At 70.4% G+C, this 14,205-nt stretch carries 11 protein-coding genes; 3 read left to right on the top strand and 8 right to left on the bottom strand.

Features of this window, described 5'->3' with window-relative positions:
- The 7 genes from AC5I49_RS19425 to AC5I49_RS19395 all read right to left on the bottom strand — a co-directional run bounded on the left by AC5I49_RS19425 (window position 1) and on the right by AC5I49_RS19395 (window position 8,963).
- Window positions 1-1,551 carry an FAD-binding oxidoreductase gene (locus AC5I49_RS19425; RefSeq protein WP_495789757.1) on the bottom strand — a complete coding sequence of 517 codons (1,551 nt, stop codon included), beginning with the start codon at window positions 1,549-1,551 and terminating at the stop codon, window positions 1-3.
- Window positions 1,545-3,227 carry a glycerol-3-phosphate dehydrogenase/oxidase gene (locus tag AC5I49_RS19420; RefSeq protein ID WP_495789756.1) on the bottom strand — a complete coding sequence of 561 codons (1,683 nt, stop codon included), beginning with the start codon at window positions 3,225-3,227 and terminating at the stop codon, window positions 1,545-1,547. The genes AC5I49_RS19425 and AC5I49_RS19420 overlap by 7 nt, the downstream gene beginning before the upstream one ends.
- Window positions 3,224-4,765, bottom strand: a complete 1,542-nt coding sequence (locus tag AC5I49_RS19415; protein ID WP_495789755.1) for an FGGY family carbohydrate kinase — start codon at window positions 4,763-4,765, stop codon at window positions 3,224-3,226. The genes AC5I49_RS19420 and AC5I49_RS19415 overlap by 4 nt, the downstream gene beginning before the upstream one ends.
- A 13-nt stretch (window positions 4,766-4,778) precedes the next feature.
- The gene (locus AC5I49_RS19410) at window positions 4,779-6,236 is read right to left on the bottom strand and encodes an MFS transporter (RefSeq protein ID WP_016451943.1); all 1,458 of its coding nucleotides are present in this window, start codon (window positions 6,234-6,236) and stop codon (window positions 4,779-4,781) included.
- 238 nt (window positions 6,237-6,474) lie between these two features.
- Window positions 6,475-6,768: a BTH_I0359 family protein gene (locus tag AC5I49_RS19405; RefSeq protein WP_034363542.1), complete on the bottom strand. Its 294-nt coding sequence runs from the start codon at window positions 6,766-6,768 to the stop codon at window positions 6,475-6,477.
- Window positions 6,769-7,003: 235 nt separating this feature from the next.
- Entirely contained in the window at window positions 7,004-8,191 is a 1,188-nt protein-coding gene (locus AC5I49_RS19400; RefSeq protein WP_495789754.1) for a DUF3108 domain-containing protein, read from the bottom strand.
- Entirely contained in the window at window positions 8,184-8,963 is a 780-nt protein-coding gene (locus AC5I49_RS19395) for an IclR family transcriptional regulator (RefSeq protein ID WP_012203056.1), read from the bottom strand. Before AC5I49_RS19395 ends, AC5I49_RS19400 begins: the two co-directional genes overlap by 8 nt.
- 126 nt (window positions 8,964-9,089) lie before the next feature.
- Between AC5I49_RS19395 and AC5I49_RS19390 the strand changes: the two genes are divergently transcribed.
- The 3 genes from AC5I49_RS19390 (at window position 9,090) to AC5I49_RS19380 (ending at window position 12,178) form a co-directional block, all read left to right on the top strand.
- On the top strand, window positions 9,090-10,112 hold the full coding sequence (locus AC5I49_RS19390; RefSeq protein WP_026062874.1) for a fumarylacetoacetate hydrolase family protein: 1,023 nt from the start codon (window positions 9,090-9,092) through the stop codon (window positions 10,110-10,112).
- A complete protein-coding gene (locus AC5I49_RS19385) occupies window positions 10,109-11,122 on the top strand; it encodes a TraB/GumN family protein (protein WP_495789753.1) in 1,014 nt (337 codons plus the stop codon). The genes AC5I49_RS19390 and AC5I49_RS19385 overlap by 4 nt, the downstream gene beginning before the upstream one ends.
- Window positions 11,123-11,203: 81 nt before the next feature.
- Window positions 11,204-12,178: a Bug family tripartite tricarboxylate transporter substrate binding protein gene (locus AC5I49_RS19380; RefSeq protein ID WP_495789752.1), complete on the top strand. Its 975-nt coding sequence runs from the start codon at window positions 11,204-11,206 to the stop codon at window positions 12,176-12,178.
- Between the two features lie 196 nt (window positions 12,179-12,374).
- Here AC5I49_RS19380 and AC5I49_RS19375 read toward each other — a convergent pair whose 3' ends face one another.
- On the bottom strand, window positions 12,375-14,123 hold the full coding sequence (locus AC5I49_RS19375) for an ABC1 kinase family protein (protein WP_016451938.1): 1,749 nt from the start codon (window positions 14,121-14,123) through the stop codon (window positions 12,375-12,377).
- Window positions 14,124-14,205 lie beyond the last annotated feature (82 nt).

Raw genomic sequence — 14,205 nt, 5'->3', positions numbered from 1 at the left:
TCAGAGGTCCAGCCCCAGCTTGCCGGGGTTGAGCAGGTTCTTGGGGTCCAGCATGCGCTTGGTGGCCTCCAGCAGCGCAAAGGCCGGGCCCAGCGATTGCCGCATGTAGGGCGCGCGCAGCAGGCCCACGCCGTGGTGGTGGCTGAGCGTGGCGCCGTGGCGCAGCAGCACGGCGTTGGCCGCGTCCCAGGCCGCGCGGTACCACTGGGCACGCTGGTCCACGGCCACCTCGCCGCGCAGCGAAAAGTACAGGCAGGCGCCATCCACATAGGCATGCGACTGGTGGGCCGAGCCGGCCAGGGTGCCGGGGATGGCCTGCAGGGCGGCGACCACTTCCTCGTAGATGGCCGGCAGGTCTTTCCAGGGACCGCACATCTCCAGCGTGTCGGCGACGAAGCCCGGGCCTTTCTTGAAGCCCTCGGCGCTCTTGCCGGTCAGGTAGCGCGTGTCCAGCCAGCGCTCCAGGGTGGCGGCGCCGTCCAGCCGTTCACCCAAGGGTGCGCACACACGTTCGCAGATGGCCATGACGGCATCGACGATCTCGGGCGCGCCTTCGTCGGCGATCAGCAGCACGTTGAGGTCGCTGCGGCCGAATTGCACGCCGCTTTCCAGCGCGTCGTACAGCCGCAGCGCGGCGGGGTTGGCGCCTTGCTGCAGGATCTGGCGGCAGGCCTCCAGGCCCTGGGCAAAGCTGGCGAAGCCATAGGCGATGGCGCGGCCGTGGTCGGGCAGGCGGTGCAGCTTGAAGCGGATGCGCACGATCACGCCCAGCGTGCCTTCCGAGCCGATGAACAGCTGCTGCAGGTCCGGCCCGATGGCCGCGCGCGCGTAGCCGCCCACGGTGACGAGGCGGCCATCGGCCAGCACCACGTCCATGCCGTGGACCATGTCTTCGATCTTTCCGTAGCGCGTGGACAGCTGGCCCGCGCCCCGGCAGGCCACCCAGCCGCCCACGGTGCTGATGCCGAAGGACGAGGGCCAGTGGCCCATGGTCATGCCGTGGCGGCGCTGGATGGTTTCCTCGAACACGTCGCCGAACATGCCGGCCTCGACCTCGACGATCTGGCTTTGCTCGTCCATGGCGATGAAGCGATTGAGTTCGCACAGGTCCAGCACGATGCCGCCGCGCAGGGGCAGGGCCGCGCCCGTGACGTTGCTGCGCCCGGCCGAGACGGTGACGGGAATGGCGTGTTCATCGGCAATGCGCATCACGGCCTGCACCTGCTCCACGGTGGATGCATGGGCGATGACGGCCTGCGGCGTGGCCGGGTGGCCCGAGGTCTCGGCCACCATGGTGCGCGCCCACCAGTCGCGCGTGCCGGCAACGATGTCGGCGCGCTCGGTCTGCACGCGGTCGCAGGCGGCGCGCAGCGCGGCGAGCGCGGCCTCGGGCACGGCCACGGGCTCGTGCTGCAGGCCGCAGGCAGGACCTTCGGAGGCAGGGCGGTCGGCTGCGGGTGCGGCCTGCGCCGCCCAGCCCGGGGTCGTGGGGGCGCCCACCACGTAGTTGCGGCGGTTGTAGCCGCGGGCGATTGCGTCTTTGCTCAGCATTGGATGTCTCCCATCAAAATCTGTTTCTCGCGCTCCATGGCGCGGCGGTAGTCGTGGATCTGCTGCGCTATCTGCGCAGGTGCCAGCCCCAGTTCCTGGGCCAGGATGTCGCCCACGCGCGCTGCGGCGCGGGCCGATGCATCGCGCGCCATGAGGCGTGCGCGCATGCGGCGCGAGAGCACGTCTTCCACCGTGCGCGCCATTTCGTGGCGCGCGGCGTAGAGGACTTCGGCCTCGGTGTGGGGCAGTCCCTCGACGATGGGCCGGGCCAGCGCGGGATGCGCGTCGAGGATGTCGCTGACGAAGCGTGCCTCCGTGCCGTAGCGCTCGCCCAGGTGGGCCGACAGTCCGCCCGTGGCCGTGATGGCCTGGGCGTCGTAGCCGGCCGCGCCCAGCAGGAAGGCCGAGGCGGTGGTGCAGCGCGTGCGCCGGCCCAGCAGCTTTTCCACGGCGTCCACGGTCTGCTCGGCCATGTGGCGCGAGGTGGTGAGCTTGCCGCCGACGATGGTGACCAGGCCGTCGGCTGCCACATGGATCTCGTGGTTGCGCTTCATCTCCACGGTCTTGCCGCCGGGCGGGCCGACCAGGGGGCGGCAGCCGGCGATGGAGCCGACCACGTCCTCGGGCGACAGGTCCACCTTGAGCGCCGATCGGGCGCCTTCGAGCAGGAAGTCCAGCTCGGCGCGCGTGCAGTGCACGTCGTCCAGGCTGCCCGCATAGTCCTCGTCGGTGGTGCCCAGGTAGGAGACATCGCCCCAGCGCGTGATGGTGGCGCGCCGGCTGCGGCCCGGCACGGGGATGGTGACGGTGCAGTCGTTGCGTATGCGCAGCCAGGGAATGGCCACGTGCACGCCCTTGGCGGGGCGCACGTGCAGCTGCGCCTGCTGGTCGGGCCTGCGGCCATCCCAGTCGCGCAGCCAGACGCCCGTGGCCATGACCACGCTGCGCGCGCGCACCGTGATCTCGCGGCCATCGGCATGGACGATGGCGCCATCCACGCCGCCGTGGGCGTTGCGCGTGATGGCGGTGGCCCGGGCATGGTTGAGCACGGCCGCGCCATGGAAGGCCGCCGTGCGCGCCACGGCCAGCGTGAGCCGCGCATCGTCCACGCGCGCATCGAAGTACATGTAGCCGCCCAGGAGCTGCTCTTCGCGGAAGGTCGGGCAGTGCGACAGCACCTCGGCCTTGCCGAGCTTGCGGTGCAGGATGCCTTCGCGCCAGCCGCCGGCCAGGTCGTAGGTCCACAGCAGGCTGCCGAAGGCCTTGGCCAGGCGGGCGTCGAAGACGCCGTCGCGCTCCATCACGGGAAACAGGAAGGGCAGGCGCTGCACCAGGTGGCGCGCATTGCGGCGCAGGCGCTGGCGCTCCAGCAGCGAGTGCCGCACCAGCCCCAGGTTGCCCTGTTCGATGTAGCGCAGGCCGCCGTGCACCATCTTGGAGGACTTGGACGAGGTGCCCGAGGCGAAGTCGTCCTTCTCCACCAGCGCCACGCGCAGGCCGCGCAGGCTGGCGTCCAGCGCCGCATAGGCGCCGGTGATGCCGCCGCCGATGACCAGCAGGTCGAAGGCCTCGTCACCCAGCCGAGCCAGCTGGTCCGCGCGCTGCAGCTGCAGCGGCGCGGTCTGGGTCAGTGCGGCGCTGTCCCTGCGTTCCTTGCCAAAGGGCCATTGCATCATGCGCAGCCCTCCAGGGCGGCGCTGCGCCCGGGGGCCCGGGCGCGGGCCAGTTCGTCGCCCACGCGGGCGCGCCAGATGCGGCGGCGCTCGCCGCGCTCGTCGGCCGCCATGCGCGGGGTGAAGACCGCTTCGGTGCGCAGCGTGGCGCAGGCCTGCTCCAGCCCGTCCCACAGCAGGCCTGCGCTGCCGGCCATGAAGGCGATGCCGCGCAGGCTGGCCTTGTCGGTATCGGCCAGGCGTCGCACGGGCAGGCCGCCCAGGTCGGCCTGGATCTGCAGCAGCGCATCGCTGCCCGACAGGCCGCCGCCCACCAGCAGCTCGCCCACCTCGGTGCCTGCGGCCGCCTCGTCCGCCTGCACGCAGGAGGCCACGGAATGCGCAATGCCTTCGAGGATGGAGCGCGCCAGCTGCGGCCGCGAGGTGGCCATGGACACGCCCGAGATCGAGGCCCGCGCGCCCGGCTCCATGGCCGGCAGGCGCAGGCCGGTGAGCGCGGGGATGAAGACCAGGTCGGTCGGCGTCTCGGCCTCGCGGGCCAGGGTGCTGATCTGCTGCGGGTTGTCGAACCACTGCAGCTTCTCGCAGATCCAGTTGAGCGCCGATCCCGTGGTGGGCACATAGGTCTCGATGGCATAGCGCGAGACACCGTCCATGCGCCGCGCCGTCATGGTCAGCGAGCTTTCATGGGCCGCGTCATGCGCGGGCAGCTTTGTTCCCGTGAGCACATCGACGAAGCTGCCCGTGCCATGCACGCACAGCGCCTGGCCCCGCTCCAGGCAGCCCAGGCCCACGGCGGCCGCATGCTGGTCGCCCGCGCAGGCCAGGATGGGCACGGCCAGGCCCAGCAGCTCGGTGCGCGTGCGGCCGAAGTCCTGCACGTCCTCGCACAGGCGGGGCAGCAGTTCGGCGGGAAACTCCAGCGCGTCCAGCCAGTCCTGCAGGTAGCGGTGATCGCCCAGCCCATAGGCGTTGCCCGAGGTCACATTGGTGGGCGTGGTGACCACGGCGCGCGCATCCGACAGATGCCACAGCAGCCAGGAGTCGATTGTGCCGAAGGCCAGCCGCCGCTGGCGCCAGGCCTGGGCCACGGCCGGGCATTCGCGCAGCTTGTGCGCGGCCCACAGGTAGGGCGAACGCACGCCCACGGGCCGGCCCGCGTGACGGATCAGCCGGGCATCCCAGTCGCCGGCCAGCACGGCCAGTTCGTCGCGGTGGCGCGAGTCCTGCCAGACCATGATGGGCGCCAGCGAACGGCCCGTGGCCGTGTCCCAGAGCACGGCCGAGCAGCGCTGGTTGGCAATGGCCAGGGCCACGATCTGCTGGCCGCTGCCCTGGGCGCGGGCGATGGCGCGGCGGCACACGTCCAGCGTGCGCTCCAGCAGCAGGTCGGCGTCCTGCTCGACCACGCCGGGGCGCGGGCAGTGGATTTCCAGCGGCAGATAGTCCTGGGCGGACACCTGCCCGTCGCGCCCCACGACGGCGGCGCGCGTGCCCGAGGTGCCTTCGTCGATGCAAAGGATCACGGCTTCATGGTGCATGGGGTGTTCTCTTTCAGGCGGTGGTTTGAGCGATCTTGGCGGGCGGGGCGGCGTCGTCCGCGAACTGGGGCGCGCCGGGCTCGTCGTCGGGGTTCACCGTGGTGCGCGTGGGGTCCCAGCGGATGGAAAAGCAGACGATGCTGGCCAGCAGCGGCACCACGGACAGGATGAGGAAGGTGTTCTCCAGCCCGTACTGCTGGCGGAACAGCGGGAACACCAGCAGCCCCAGCGCCGCGCCCATGGCGCCCAGCGCGCCGATCACGCCGTTGGCGCCCGCGCGCAGCTCGCTGCGGAACGACAGCGTGGACAGGCTCTTGCCGTTGGCGCCTGGCCCGCCTGAGTGAAAGAGGATGAACAGCGAGGGCACGGCCACGGCCAGCCAGATCGGCATGCGACCGTTGAACAGGCCCAGCACCAGCAGCATCAGGAACACCAACGCAAAGCCGAAGGCCGAGGCCCGCCGCAGGCCCAGCCTGCGCCCGATGACGGGCGACAGGAAGCCGCCGACGATGCCGAACACGTTGAACACCAGCGCGCCCAGCGTGGCCTCGCGGAAGTCCTTGCCGAACAGCGAGGCGCTGATCAGCGGCAGGTACCAGCCCACGGCAAAGTACTGGATGGACTGGCCTATCTGCACCGTGGCCGCCAGCAGCGTGCGCGGCAGGTAGATGCCGCGAAAGATCAGCAGCACATTGGCCAGCCCGCGCCGGGCCGGGTTGAGCACGGGAAGGCGTTCGGCGGGCGGCGCGGCCTCGAAGCGCTGGCCGTGTGCGCCGTAGATGCGCGTCATGGCGCGGGCGGCGTCATCCAGCCGCTCCTTGCGTGCCAGCCAGGTCGGGCTTTCCACCAGCAGCGCGGCCTGCATGCCCAGGATGAACAGGCCGAACACCGCCGTGGCGGCCACCGAATAGCGCCACAGCGAATCGCCCACATCCCAGGAATGGAACCACAGCGCCAGCACCAGGTTGCTGCACACGGCCATGTACCACATGCCCTGCCAGACATTGAGCCGGCTCTTGAGGCGGGCGGGCGTGAATTCGGCCAGCACCGCCATGGCGATGGCGAAGTCGATGCCATAGGCCGCGCCCACGAAGAAGCGTCCGAAGAGGATGGTGGCGTAGTCGGGCGCCATGCTGACCAGCAGCGCGCCGGCCACGGCCAGCACCTTGGCGATGACCAGCGGGCGCATGCGGCCCCAGCGGTCGGCCATCCAGCCGCCGATGGGATTGAAGGCGATGGACACCCAGGAGGCCAGCGACGTCATCCAGGCCACTTCGGCCGGCGTCAGCTGCTGGTCGCGCGTCATGGGGCCCAGGCCCACGCTGAGTGCGGAGTTGGAGAATGCGTCGAGGAAAAGTCCGCCGAGGGCCAGCCACCAGATGGTGCCGGCGCGGCCTGAAATGCCCTGGCGTGCGTCGATGTAGGCGATGACATCCTGAACGCCGCGAACCCTGTGGATGCTGGTCTGCATGCTGGCCTCCTGTGTTTCTGCAAGAGGCCGGCAAACCGTACAGGCGCGACAAGACCATCTCACAGATGGTCTTCAAATCTTGAACCTGTGCGGCGATTCTAGGCAGCAGGCGCAGCCTGCGGATCGGTGAAAGCACCAGGGTGCGCGCAATGGCCGCGCCCAAAGAAAAGGCCCGCCGCAGAGAACCTGCGGCGGGCCTGGCGCGAAGTCCCTTCACGGGACCGTGCGCTGTGTGCTGTCAGTGGACCACGACAGGCTGCTGGGCCAGGCCGGCGTAGCGCTCCAGGGCGTCCTCGACCTCTTCCTCGGTGGGGGCGTCCTGCTGCCAGGCGATGATCTGCTTCTGGAACATCTCGGCCCAGGAGCCGTCCAGATAGACCTCCTTGCCCGAGCGCTTGTCCACGATTTCGAAGCCGTGGCGTGGCAGCTGACGGGCGGCATCGACCGCAGCTTCGCCGGCCGCTGCATCCGGATCCATGTCGGGACGCAGATGGAGCACCACAAAAGATTCGGAGTCGTAAAGCATTTGCATGGTGTTCCCTTTCTGGCCCGTTGCCGGGCGTCGCACAGCCTACATGGCTGCGAAGCGCCGGATTTCAAGGACCGTGGGGGTCCCGATCTATCGCAGGCACTTGCATGCAGTATTCCACGGATTGGCATGCGCTGCGGCGTGTGCCGCAGGCCGCGCTGTGGTAGGCGGGCGGTGGCGGTGGCTGCAAGTGCAGGACTACCGGGAAATCACCGGTGTCCCACCGGTGTCCCGTGTGTCAAGGCGCCTGGCGGCTCTTGAGCTGCAGATCGGCGAAGTCGCCGTTGTCCTGCGCCAGCCGGATGCGCACGGGCAGGTATTGCATGGACGGCGCCAGCCACAGCGAGGCCTGCTGGTCATCGCCGGCCGCCGCGATCTTGTCCAGCCGCAGCGCCTGCGTGCTGCCCGAGGGCAGGTCCAGCGTCTCGGTCTCGCCCACGCGGAAGGTCCAGCGGTCGGCGCGCCGTGCGCTGACGGTGATGAAGCTGATCTGCGTGCCCGCCGGGTAGCGCTGCGGCGCCGCCGCCAGCAGGGCCGACAGCTGCAGGAACACGCTGAGCCGGTCCTGGGCGCCGGGCGCGATGGGCGCGTCGGGCGCGCCCGTGCTGAAGCGCGCCAGGTTCTGGTCGAACGCCAGCTGCGCCGATTGCTCCTTGCGCGCCTTGTCGTTGAAGCGGCTGGGCTCCAGGCCCCTGTCGGTGATGCGGCCCTCGCTGGTCTGCGAGCGCGAGCCCAGCAGGAACAGGCTGACTTCCTGGCTGGCCTGGTACTGGCCGTTGGCATGGCGCCAGACCAGCTCGGCATTGGCCGAATAGTTGAAGCGCTTGGCCTGGCCGGTGACGGCGAACGACAGCCGAGCGGGATCGGGCAGTTGCACGGGAACGGGGGCGTCGGAGGCCAGCGGCGTGCCGTCGGGCGAGGTGATGGCCATGCCCTGGGCCGGGCCGGCCGAGGGCGTGGGCGGTGTTTCGGGTTCGGGCTTGGGAGCGGGCGGCGCCGGCGGTGTGGCCGGAGTTGGCTCGCTGCCGGCACCCGTATCGGCAGCAGCACGGGCGGTTTCCGAGGCGTCCGATGCGGCAGGCTCCTGCGCTGCGGCCATCGGCAAGGGCTCCACGGTTTCGCGGATGGGCGTGTCCAGCGGCTCGGCCACGGGTGCGGTGGGCGCGGCGGGTGTCGGGCGCTGGACCTTGGGGCGAGGGCGGGGTTGCGGCTTGGGTACGGGCGCAGGTGTCTCGGGCGTGGCGGCAGGCGGGGGAGCGGGTGGCTCGGGCAGGGACAGCGCCCGTGTCTGCATGGCCGCCACCTCGGTGCGCGGTGCCGATACCTGGTTCCACAGCGGCAGGCCCAGCAGGGCCAGCGCATGGCCGCCCAGCACCACGGCGGTGAGGGCGGGCAGGGCGCGCTGGCGCAGGTGCATTTCAGGCATTCCAGCCCAGGTCCTGGGACAGCTGCACGCAGGCCTCGCGCAGGGGCGCATCGATGGCGCCGCCGTATTCGGGGTCGAAAGTGGCAATCGAGCCCAGCGTGGTCAGGCCCAGCACGATATGGCCCGAGGAGTCGAAGACCGGCGTGCAAAACGCCACGATGCCGGGCAGCACGGTATCGACCACGCGGGCGGTGCCGCGCTCGCGCACCTCGGCCAGCATGGCGTCTATGGCCTCGGGGGTGAGCGGCAGGTCCTTGCGCTGGATGCGGCGGGCCTTGTCCACCTCGGGCTCCAGCAGCGGGGCCGTGACCTCGCGCGGCAGCCAGGCCGCGAAGCAGCGCCCGGTGGCCGAGGCCAGCATGGGCATGACGTCGCCCAGGCGCAGGTTGGCGGTGACCGACTGCGCGCTTTCCTCCCAGTGCACGATGGTCGGCCCGTGGTTGCCCCAGACGGCGATGGCCGCCGTGTGGTGGATGCGCTCCATGAGCGCGGGCATGCGTTCGCGCGCCAGCCGCACGGGGTCCAGACGCGCCAGCGAGGCCAGGCCCAGCTTGAGCGAGGCCGGGCCCAGGTCGTAGCGGGAGGTGCGCGCGTCCTGGGTGACCAGTCCGATGCGCTGGAAGCTCACGAGGTAGCGGTGCGCCTTGGCGGCGCTCATGCCGGCGTCGGACGCCAGGTCCTTGAGCATCTGCGGGCCCCGGGCGCGCGTCAGCGCCTCCAGCAATGTAAAACCGACCTCGACCGATTGAATCCCTGCGCGTTCCTTGTCCATTGCAATAGAATTTGGTTTTGTTTAGTTAAATCAATTTAACTTATCGTAATTCGTGGCTGCGTCGCCATGGGTATCCAGGCCGCTGCCCGGATGCCGTGGCGCGCGGCGGCGGCACGGGGGAGCAGCATGAAACTTGCCACATACAAGGACGGATCGCGGGACGGGCAACTGGTCGTGGTGTCACGCGACCTGAGCCAGGCCCATTATGCGACCGGCATAGCGAGCCGCATGCAGCAGGTGCTCGACGACTGGAGCTACATGGCGCCCCAGCTGCAGGACCTTTACCACCTGCTCAACAGCGGCAAGGCGGTCCATGCCTTTGCCTTCGATCCGCGCCAGTGCATGGCGCCGCTGCCGCGCGCCTACCAGTGGGCCGACGGCTCGGCCTACATCAACCATGTGGAGCTGGTGCGCCAGGCGCGCGGCGCCGAGGTGCCCGCCAATTTCTACACCGACCCGCTGATGTACCAGGGCGGCAGCGACGATTTCCTGGGCCCCTGCGACGACGTGGTGGTGCCCAGCGAGTCCATGGGCATCGACTTCGAGGCCGAGATCGCCGTCATCACCGCCGACGTGCCCATGGGCGCCACGCCCGAGCGTGCGCTGGGCGGCGTGCGCCTGGTCATGCTGGCCAACGACGTGAGCCTGCGCAACCTGATCCCCAATGAGCTGTCCAAGGGCTTCGGCTTCTTCCAGTCCAAGCCTGCCACCTCCTTCAGCCCCGTGGCCGTGACGCTGGACGAGCTGGGCGACGCCTGGAAGGGCGGCCGCCTGCACCTGACGCTGCAGTCCACCTGGAACGGCCGCAAGGTCGGCATGTGCGATGCGGGCGAGGACATGAGCTTTCATTTCGGCCAGCTCATCGCCCATATCTGCAAGACGCGCAATGTGCGCGCCGGCTCCATCGTGGGCAGCGGCACCGTGAGCAACAAGGGTGTGGAAAGCGGCAAGGGCAAGAACCGGCGCATGGAGTGGCCCAAGGGCTACAGCTGCATCGCAGAGAAGCGCTGCATAGAGACCATCCAGGACGGCGCGCCCAAGACCGAGTTCATGCGCTTTGGCGACACCATCCGCATCGAGATGAAGGGCAAGGACGGCCAGAGCATCTTCGGCGCCATCGACCAGAACATCGTCGAGCCTGCCGAATGAGCCGCGTCTGCGCACCCTGGTGGCGCCTGGCGGGCAGGTCGCTGCGCGCCGGCCTGGCCGCGCTGGCGCTGTCGCCGCTGGCGGGGGCATTCGCGGCGCCCCCGGCCGCGGACCCCGTCACCTGCCCGCCCGAGGCGCGCATGCCCGGCCCGGACGAGATCCGCGCCATGCAGCGCAAGGCGCAGGACCGTGGACTGCTGTGGCGCATCGAGCACCGGGGCCGCACCAGCTGGCTCTACGGGACCATGCACGCGGCCAAGCTCGACTGGAGCGTGCCCGGCCCCACGGTGGCGGACGCGCTGCGCGCCTCCGACAGCCTGGCGCTGGAGCTGAACATCCTCGATCCCGAGGTCATGAAGGTCTTGTTCGCAGGCATGCAGGCGCGGCCCGATGCGCCGCCGCTGCGCGGCGATCTCCAGCGCCGGCTTGAGGAGCAAAGGCGCCTGGCCTGCGCCGGCCCCGAGCTGGCCCTGCTGCGCCCCGACGCCCAGGTGATCACCCTGTTGTCGCTGGCCGGCCGCAGCGAGGGACTGGACGCGGCCTACGGCATCGACTTCTCTCTGGCCGGGATGGCACGCGCGCTGGACAAGCCCGTGCTGTCCCTGGAGACGCCCGAGCTGCAACTGCGCGAGCTGGTCTCGGACGACCCCGCGCGCGTGGCCGAGACGGTGGAGTCCGGCCTGCGCCAGCTGGAAAGCGGCACCGCGTCCCAGAAACTGGGGCTGATCGCAGGCGTCTGGGCCGATGGCCGCATCCACCTGCTTGAAAGCCTGCCCGACTGGTGCGACTGCATGGCCAATGCCGCCGAGCGCGCCGACTACGACCGCATGGTCTATGGCCGCAACCCCGGCCTGGCGCGCGAAGTGGCGCGGCAGATCCGCTCCGGCCGCAGCGTGTTCGCCGCCGTGGGCGCCCTGCACATGGTGGGCACGCGCGGCCTGCCGGCGCTGCTGGCGGCCCAGGGCTTCAAGGTGCAGCGCGTGGAGTTCCCCGCAGCCAGCCCGCCCTGAAATACACGGCCGCCGCCTCCATGAACAAAAGCAACAGGGCGCGGCCAGGACCCATCCACACCCATCCCACAGGAGACAACAATGGACCGTAGACAATTCCTGGCCGCCGTGGCGGCCTCATCCGCCGGCATGGCCACGCCTTTTGCACAGGCGCAGGACTGGCCCGCCAGCAACATCCGCTGGGTCGTGCCCTATCCGCCCGGCGGCGGCACCGACGTGCTGGCGCGCACCGTGGCCGAGGCCATGCGCCAGACGCTGAACCAGACCATCGTGGTGGACAACCGCCCCGGCGCCTCCACCAACATCGGCGCCCAGATCGTGGCCACGGCCAAGCCCGACGGCTACACCATCATGTCGGCCGACAACGCCGTGCTGGCCTACAACGAGCACCTGTTCAGCAAGCTGTCCTTCAATCCTGAAAAGGACTTCACCTACATCGGCGGCATCAGCCGCTTCCCGATGGCGCTGGTGGTGAACCCGAACTTCGAGGCCAAGACCTTCAAGGAATTCCTGGCCTACGTGAAGGCGCATCCGGGTCAGGTCAACTACGCCTCTCCAGGCAACGGCTCGCCCCACCACCTGGCCATGGAGATGTTCAAGAACCGCACGGGCACCTTCCTGACGCACATCCCCTATCGCGGCGCGGCACCCGCGCTGGCCGACGTGATGGGCGGCCAGGTGCCCTGCATGTTCCTGGACCTGGCCTCGGGCCTGCCCGTGATCCAGTCGGGCAAGGTGCGCGCCCTGGCCATCGGCACGGGCAAGCGCGTGCCCAGCCTGCCCGAGCTGCCCACGCTGGCCGAGGTCGGCGTGCCCGACACCGAGGTCTATGCCTTCCAGGGCATCCTGGGCCCGGCCAAGATGCCCCCGGCCGTGGTGCAGCGCCTGAACGCCGAGCTCAACAAGGCCCTGGCCAACCCCGCCGTGGTCAAGCGCATGCAGGACTTCGGCATGGAGGCGCTGCCCGGCACGCCCGAGCAGTTCCTGGCCATGTCGCGCGCGGAGTCCAAGCGCTGGGGGGCCATCATCAAGAGCGCGGGCGTCAAATTGGACTGACCCCCTGAGCGGCTGCGCCGCTTCCCCCTTCTCGCTTCGCGGAGGGGGACGACACCCTCGGTGCGGGGCGGCCCTTCCTCGGTGTCTCTGGGTTGTGCCGTGGCGGTTTTGGGGGCGGCGCCCGGCTTTGATCTGGTGCGCTGGTGCTGCTTTTTTTTGGCGTTCCTGATCGCCAATCCAGCGATCAATCCAGCCATCAATCCAGCGCCTTCTGCCTGCGCATGGTGGTGAAAAGAACGGCCAGGCTGGCGGCGGCGCCGGCCACGCCCAGGGCGGCGAAGAGGGGGATGCCCCACAGGCGCGGGCCCATGGTCAGCAGGCCGGGGGCAAGGCCCAGGATGAAGGCGCCGGAGACCACGGCCAGGGCCAGGCGGGTGGCGGCGCGTTCCAGGGCCTGGGAGAGGCGGTCGATGTGGCGTATGTCCAGGTCGGCCTGCAGCCGGCCCGAGCGCAGTCTTTGCATCACCAGCCGCAGGGTGTGCGGCGCGTCGTCGGCCAGGTCCATCCATTGCGCCATGGCGGCGCGGCGCTGGCGCGCCAGGCTGCGCAGGGAGTAGCGCTGCAGCAGCTGGGCCTTGACCAGGGGCGTGGCCGTCTGCACCACGTCGAATTGCGGGTCCAGCTGCAGCAGCACCTGGTCGGCCGTGATCAGGGCCTTGAGCAGCAGCGCCATGTCGGCGGGCAGGGCCACGCCGGTTTCGCGGGCCAGGGCCATGAAGTCCTGCAGGGCGCGGGACATCACCAGGCGGCCGTTGCTGGCGCCGGGGCCATGGCGGGTCACGAAGCGGTCCACGGCAGCCTCGATGCGCGCGGCCGACGGCGGGGCGCGGCCGGGCATTTCGCTTTCGGCGGCCCAGTCCAGCAGCACGCCCGAGAGGCTGCGGCCCTGGCCCTCGACCAGGGCGCGCATCAGGCCCAGCACCTGGCGGCGGCGCTGGGGAGACAGCCGCCCGACCATGCCGAAGTCGATGAAGCCGACGCGGTTGCCGGGCAGGGCCAGCAGGTTGCCCGGGTGCGGGTCGGCGTGGAACAGGCCGTCGCGCAGCACCATCTGCAAAAACGCGCAGGCGCCACGGCGCGCCAGCAGCGGGCCGTCCAGCGCGGGGTCCGCGCCCACGGCCGAGGCTGGCACGCCCGGCACGAAGTCCTGCACCAGCAGGCGCGGCCCGCTCAATGCCCAGTGGATGGCCGGCACGACGATCTCGGGCTGGGCCGCGAAGTGCCGTGCCACGGCGTCGCCGTTGTGGGCTTCGACGGTGAAATCCAGTTCCTCGCGCAGCGCCTGTCCCAACTGGCGCGTGACCTCGCGCGGGCGGTAGCGTGCCAGCTGCGGCCATTGTTCCTGGGCCAGCAGCGCCAGGTGCTCTAGCAGGCGCAGGTCGGCTTCGATCTGGGGGCGCAGGCCGGGGCGCTGGACCTTGACCACGACTTCGATGTCGGCAGCGCGGGCCGCAGGGGGGCTGTCGCTGCCGCTGCCGTCTTCCTGGTCCTCCCGGTCTTCAGCCGCAGGCAGCCGCGCACGGTAAACCTGGGCCATGGAGGCCGAGGCCAGCGGCACGGGATCGAAATGCGTGAACACCTGCTCCACGGGCAGGCCCAGCGACTGCTCGATCAATGGCTGGGCCGTCTCCCAGGGCAGCGGGGCGGCGTGGCTGTGCAGTTGCTGCAGCGCGGCCGTCCATTCGGGCGCGAGCAGGTCCGAGCGCGTGGCCATGATCTGGCCCAGCTTGACGAAGCTGGGGCCCAGGTGTTCGAGGGCCATGCGCAGGCGCTCGGGGCGGCTGGCATCCAGCGGATGCTCGGGATGGGGCTGGCTGCCGCGCGGCGCGAAGCGGGCCAGGCCCAGCGTGTCGACCAGGTCGGCCAGCCCGAAGCGCAGCAGCACGCCGACGATTTCCTGCAGCCGGGCACGGTCGCGCACGGCGACCACGGCGGTTTGCAGCATGGGCATCTCCTGTCGGTGGTGGCAATGCGGTCCATTGTGCCGATGCGCCAGACGCCATTGCGCAGGAATCGCCCGCCTCCGG

This window comes from Delftia sp. (assembly GCF_059499305.1).
The sequence above is the reverse complement of the archived record's forward strand: the minus strand, read 5'-3'. Positions and strand labels throughout refer to the sequence as shown.

Coding starts and splice junctions, on each gene's coding strand:
- AC5I49_RS19395 (WP_012203056.1), bottom strand. CDS start 8,963: ATGGACAAGGAACGCGCAGGGATTCAATCGGTCGAGGTCGGTTTTACA.
- AC5I49_RS19410 (WP_016451943.1), bottom strand. CDS start 6,236: ATGCAGACCAGCATCCACAGGGTTCGCGGCGTTCAGGATGTCATCGCC.
- AC5I49_RS19385 (WP_495789753.1), top strand. CDS start 10,109: ATGAGCCGCGTCTGCGCACCCTGGTGGCGCCTGGCGGGCAGGTCGCTG.
- AC5I49_RS19420 (WP_495789756.1), bottom strand. CDS start 3,227: ATGATGCAATGGCCCTTTGGCAAGGAACGCAGGGACAGCGCCGCACTG.
- AC5I49_RS19390 (WP_026062874.1), top strand. CDS start 9,090: ATGAAACTTGCCACATACAAGGACGGATCGCGGGACGGGCAACTGGTC.
- AC5I49_RS19400 (WP_495789754.1), bottom strand. CDS start 8,191: ATGCCTGAAATGCACCTGCGCCAGCGCGCCCTGCCCGCCCTCACCGCC.
- AC5I49_RS19405 (WP_034363542.1), bottom strand. CDS start 6,768: ATGCAAATGCTTTACGACTCCGAATCTTTTGTGGTGCTCCATCTGCGT.
- AC5I49_RS19380 (WP_495789752.1), top strand. CDS start 11,204: ATGGACCGTAGACAATTCCTGGCCGCCGTGGCGGCCTCATCCGCCGGC.
- AC5I49_RS19415 (WP_495789755.1), bottom strand. CDS start 4,765: ATGCACCATGAAGCCGTGATCCTTTGCATCGACGAAGGCACCTCGGGC.
- AC5I49_RS19425 (WP_495789757.1), bottom strand. CDS start 1,551: ATGCTGAGCAAAGACGCAATCGCCCGCGGCTACAACCGCCGCAACTAC.
- AC5I49_RS19375 (WP_016451938.1), bottom strand. CDS start 14,123: ATGCTGCAAACCGCCGTGGTCGCCGTGCGCGACCGTGCCCGGCTGCAG.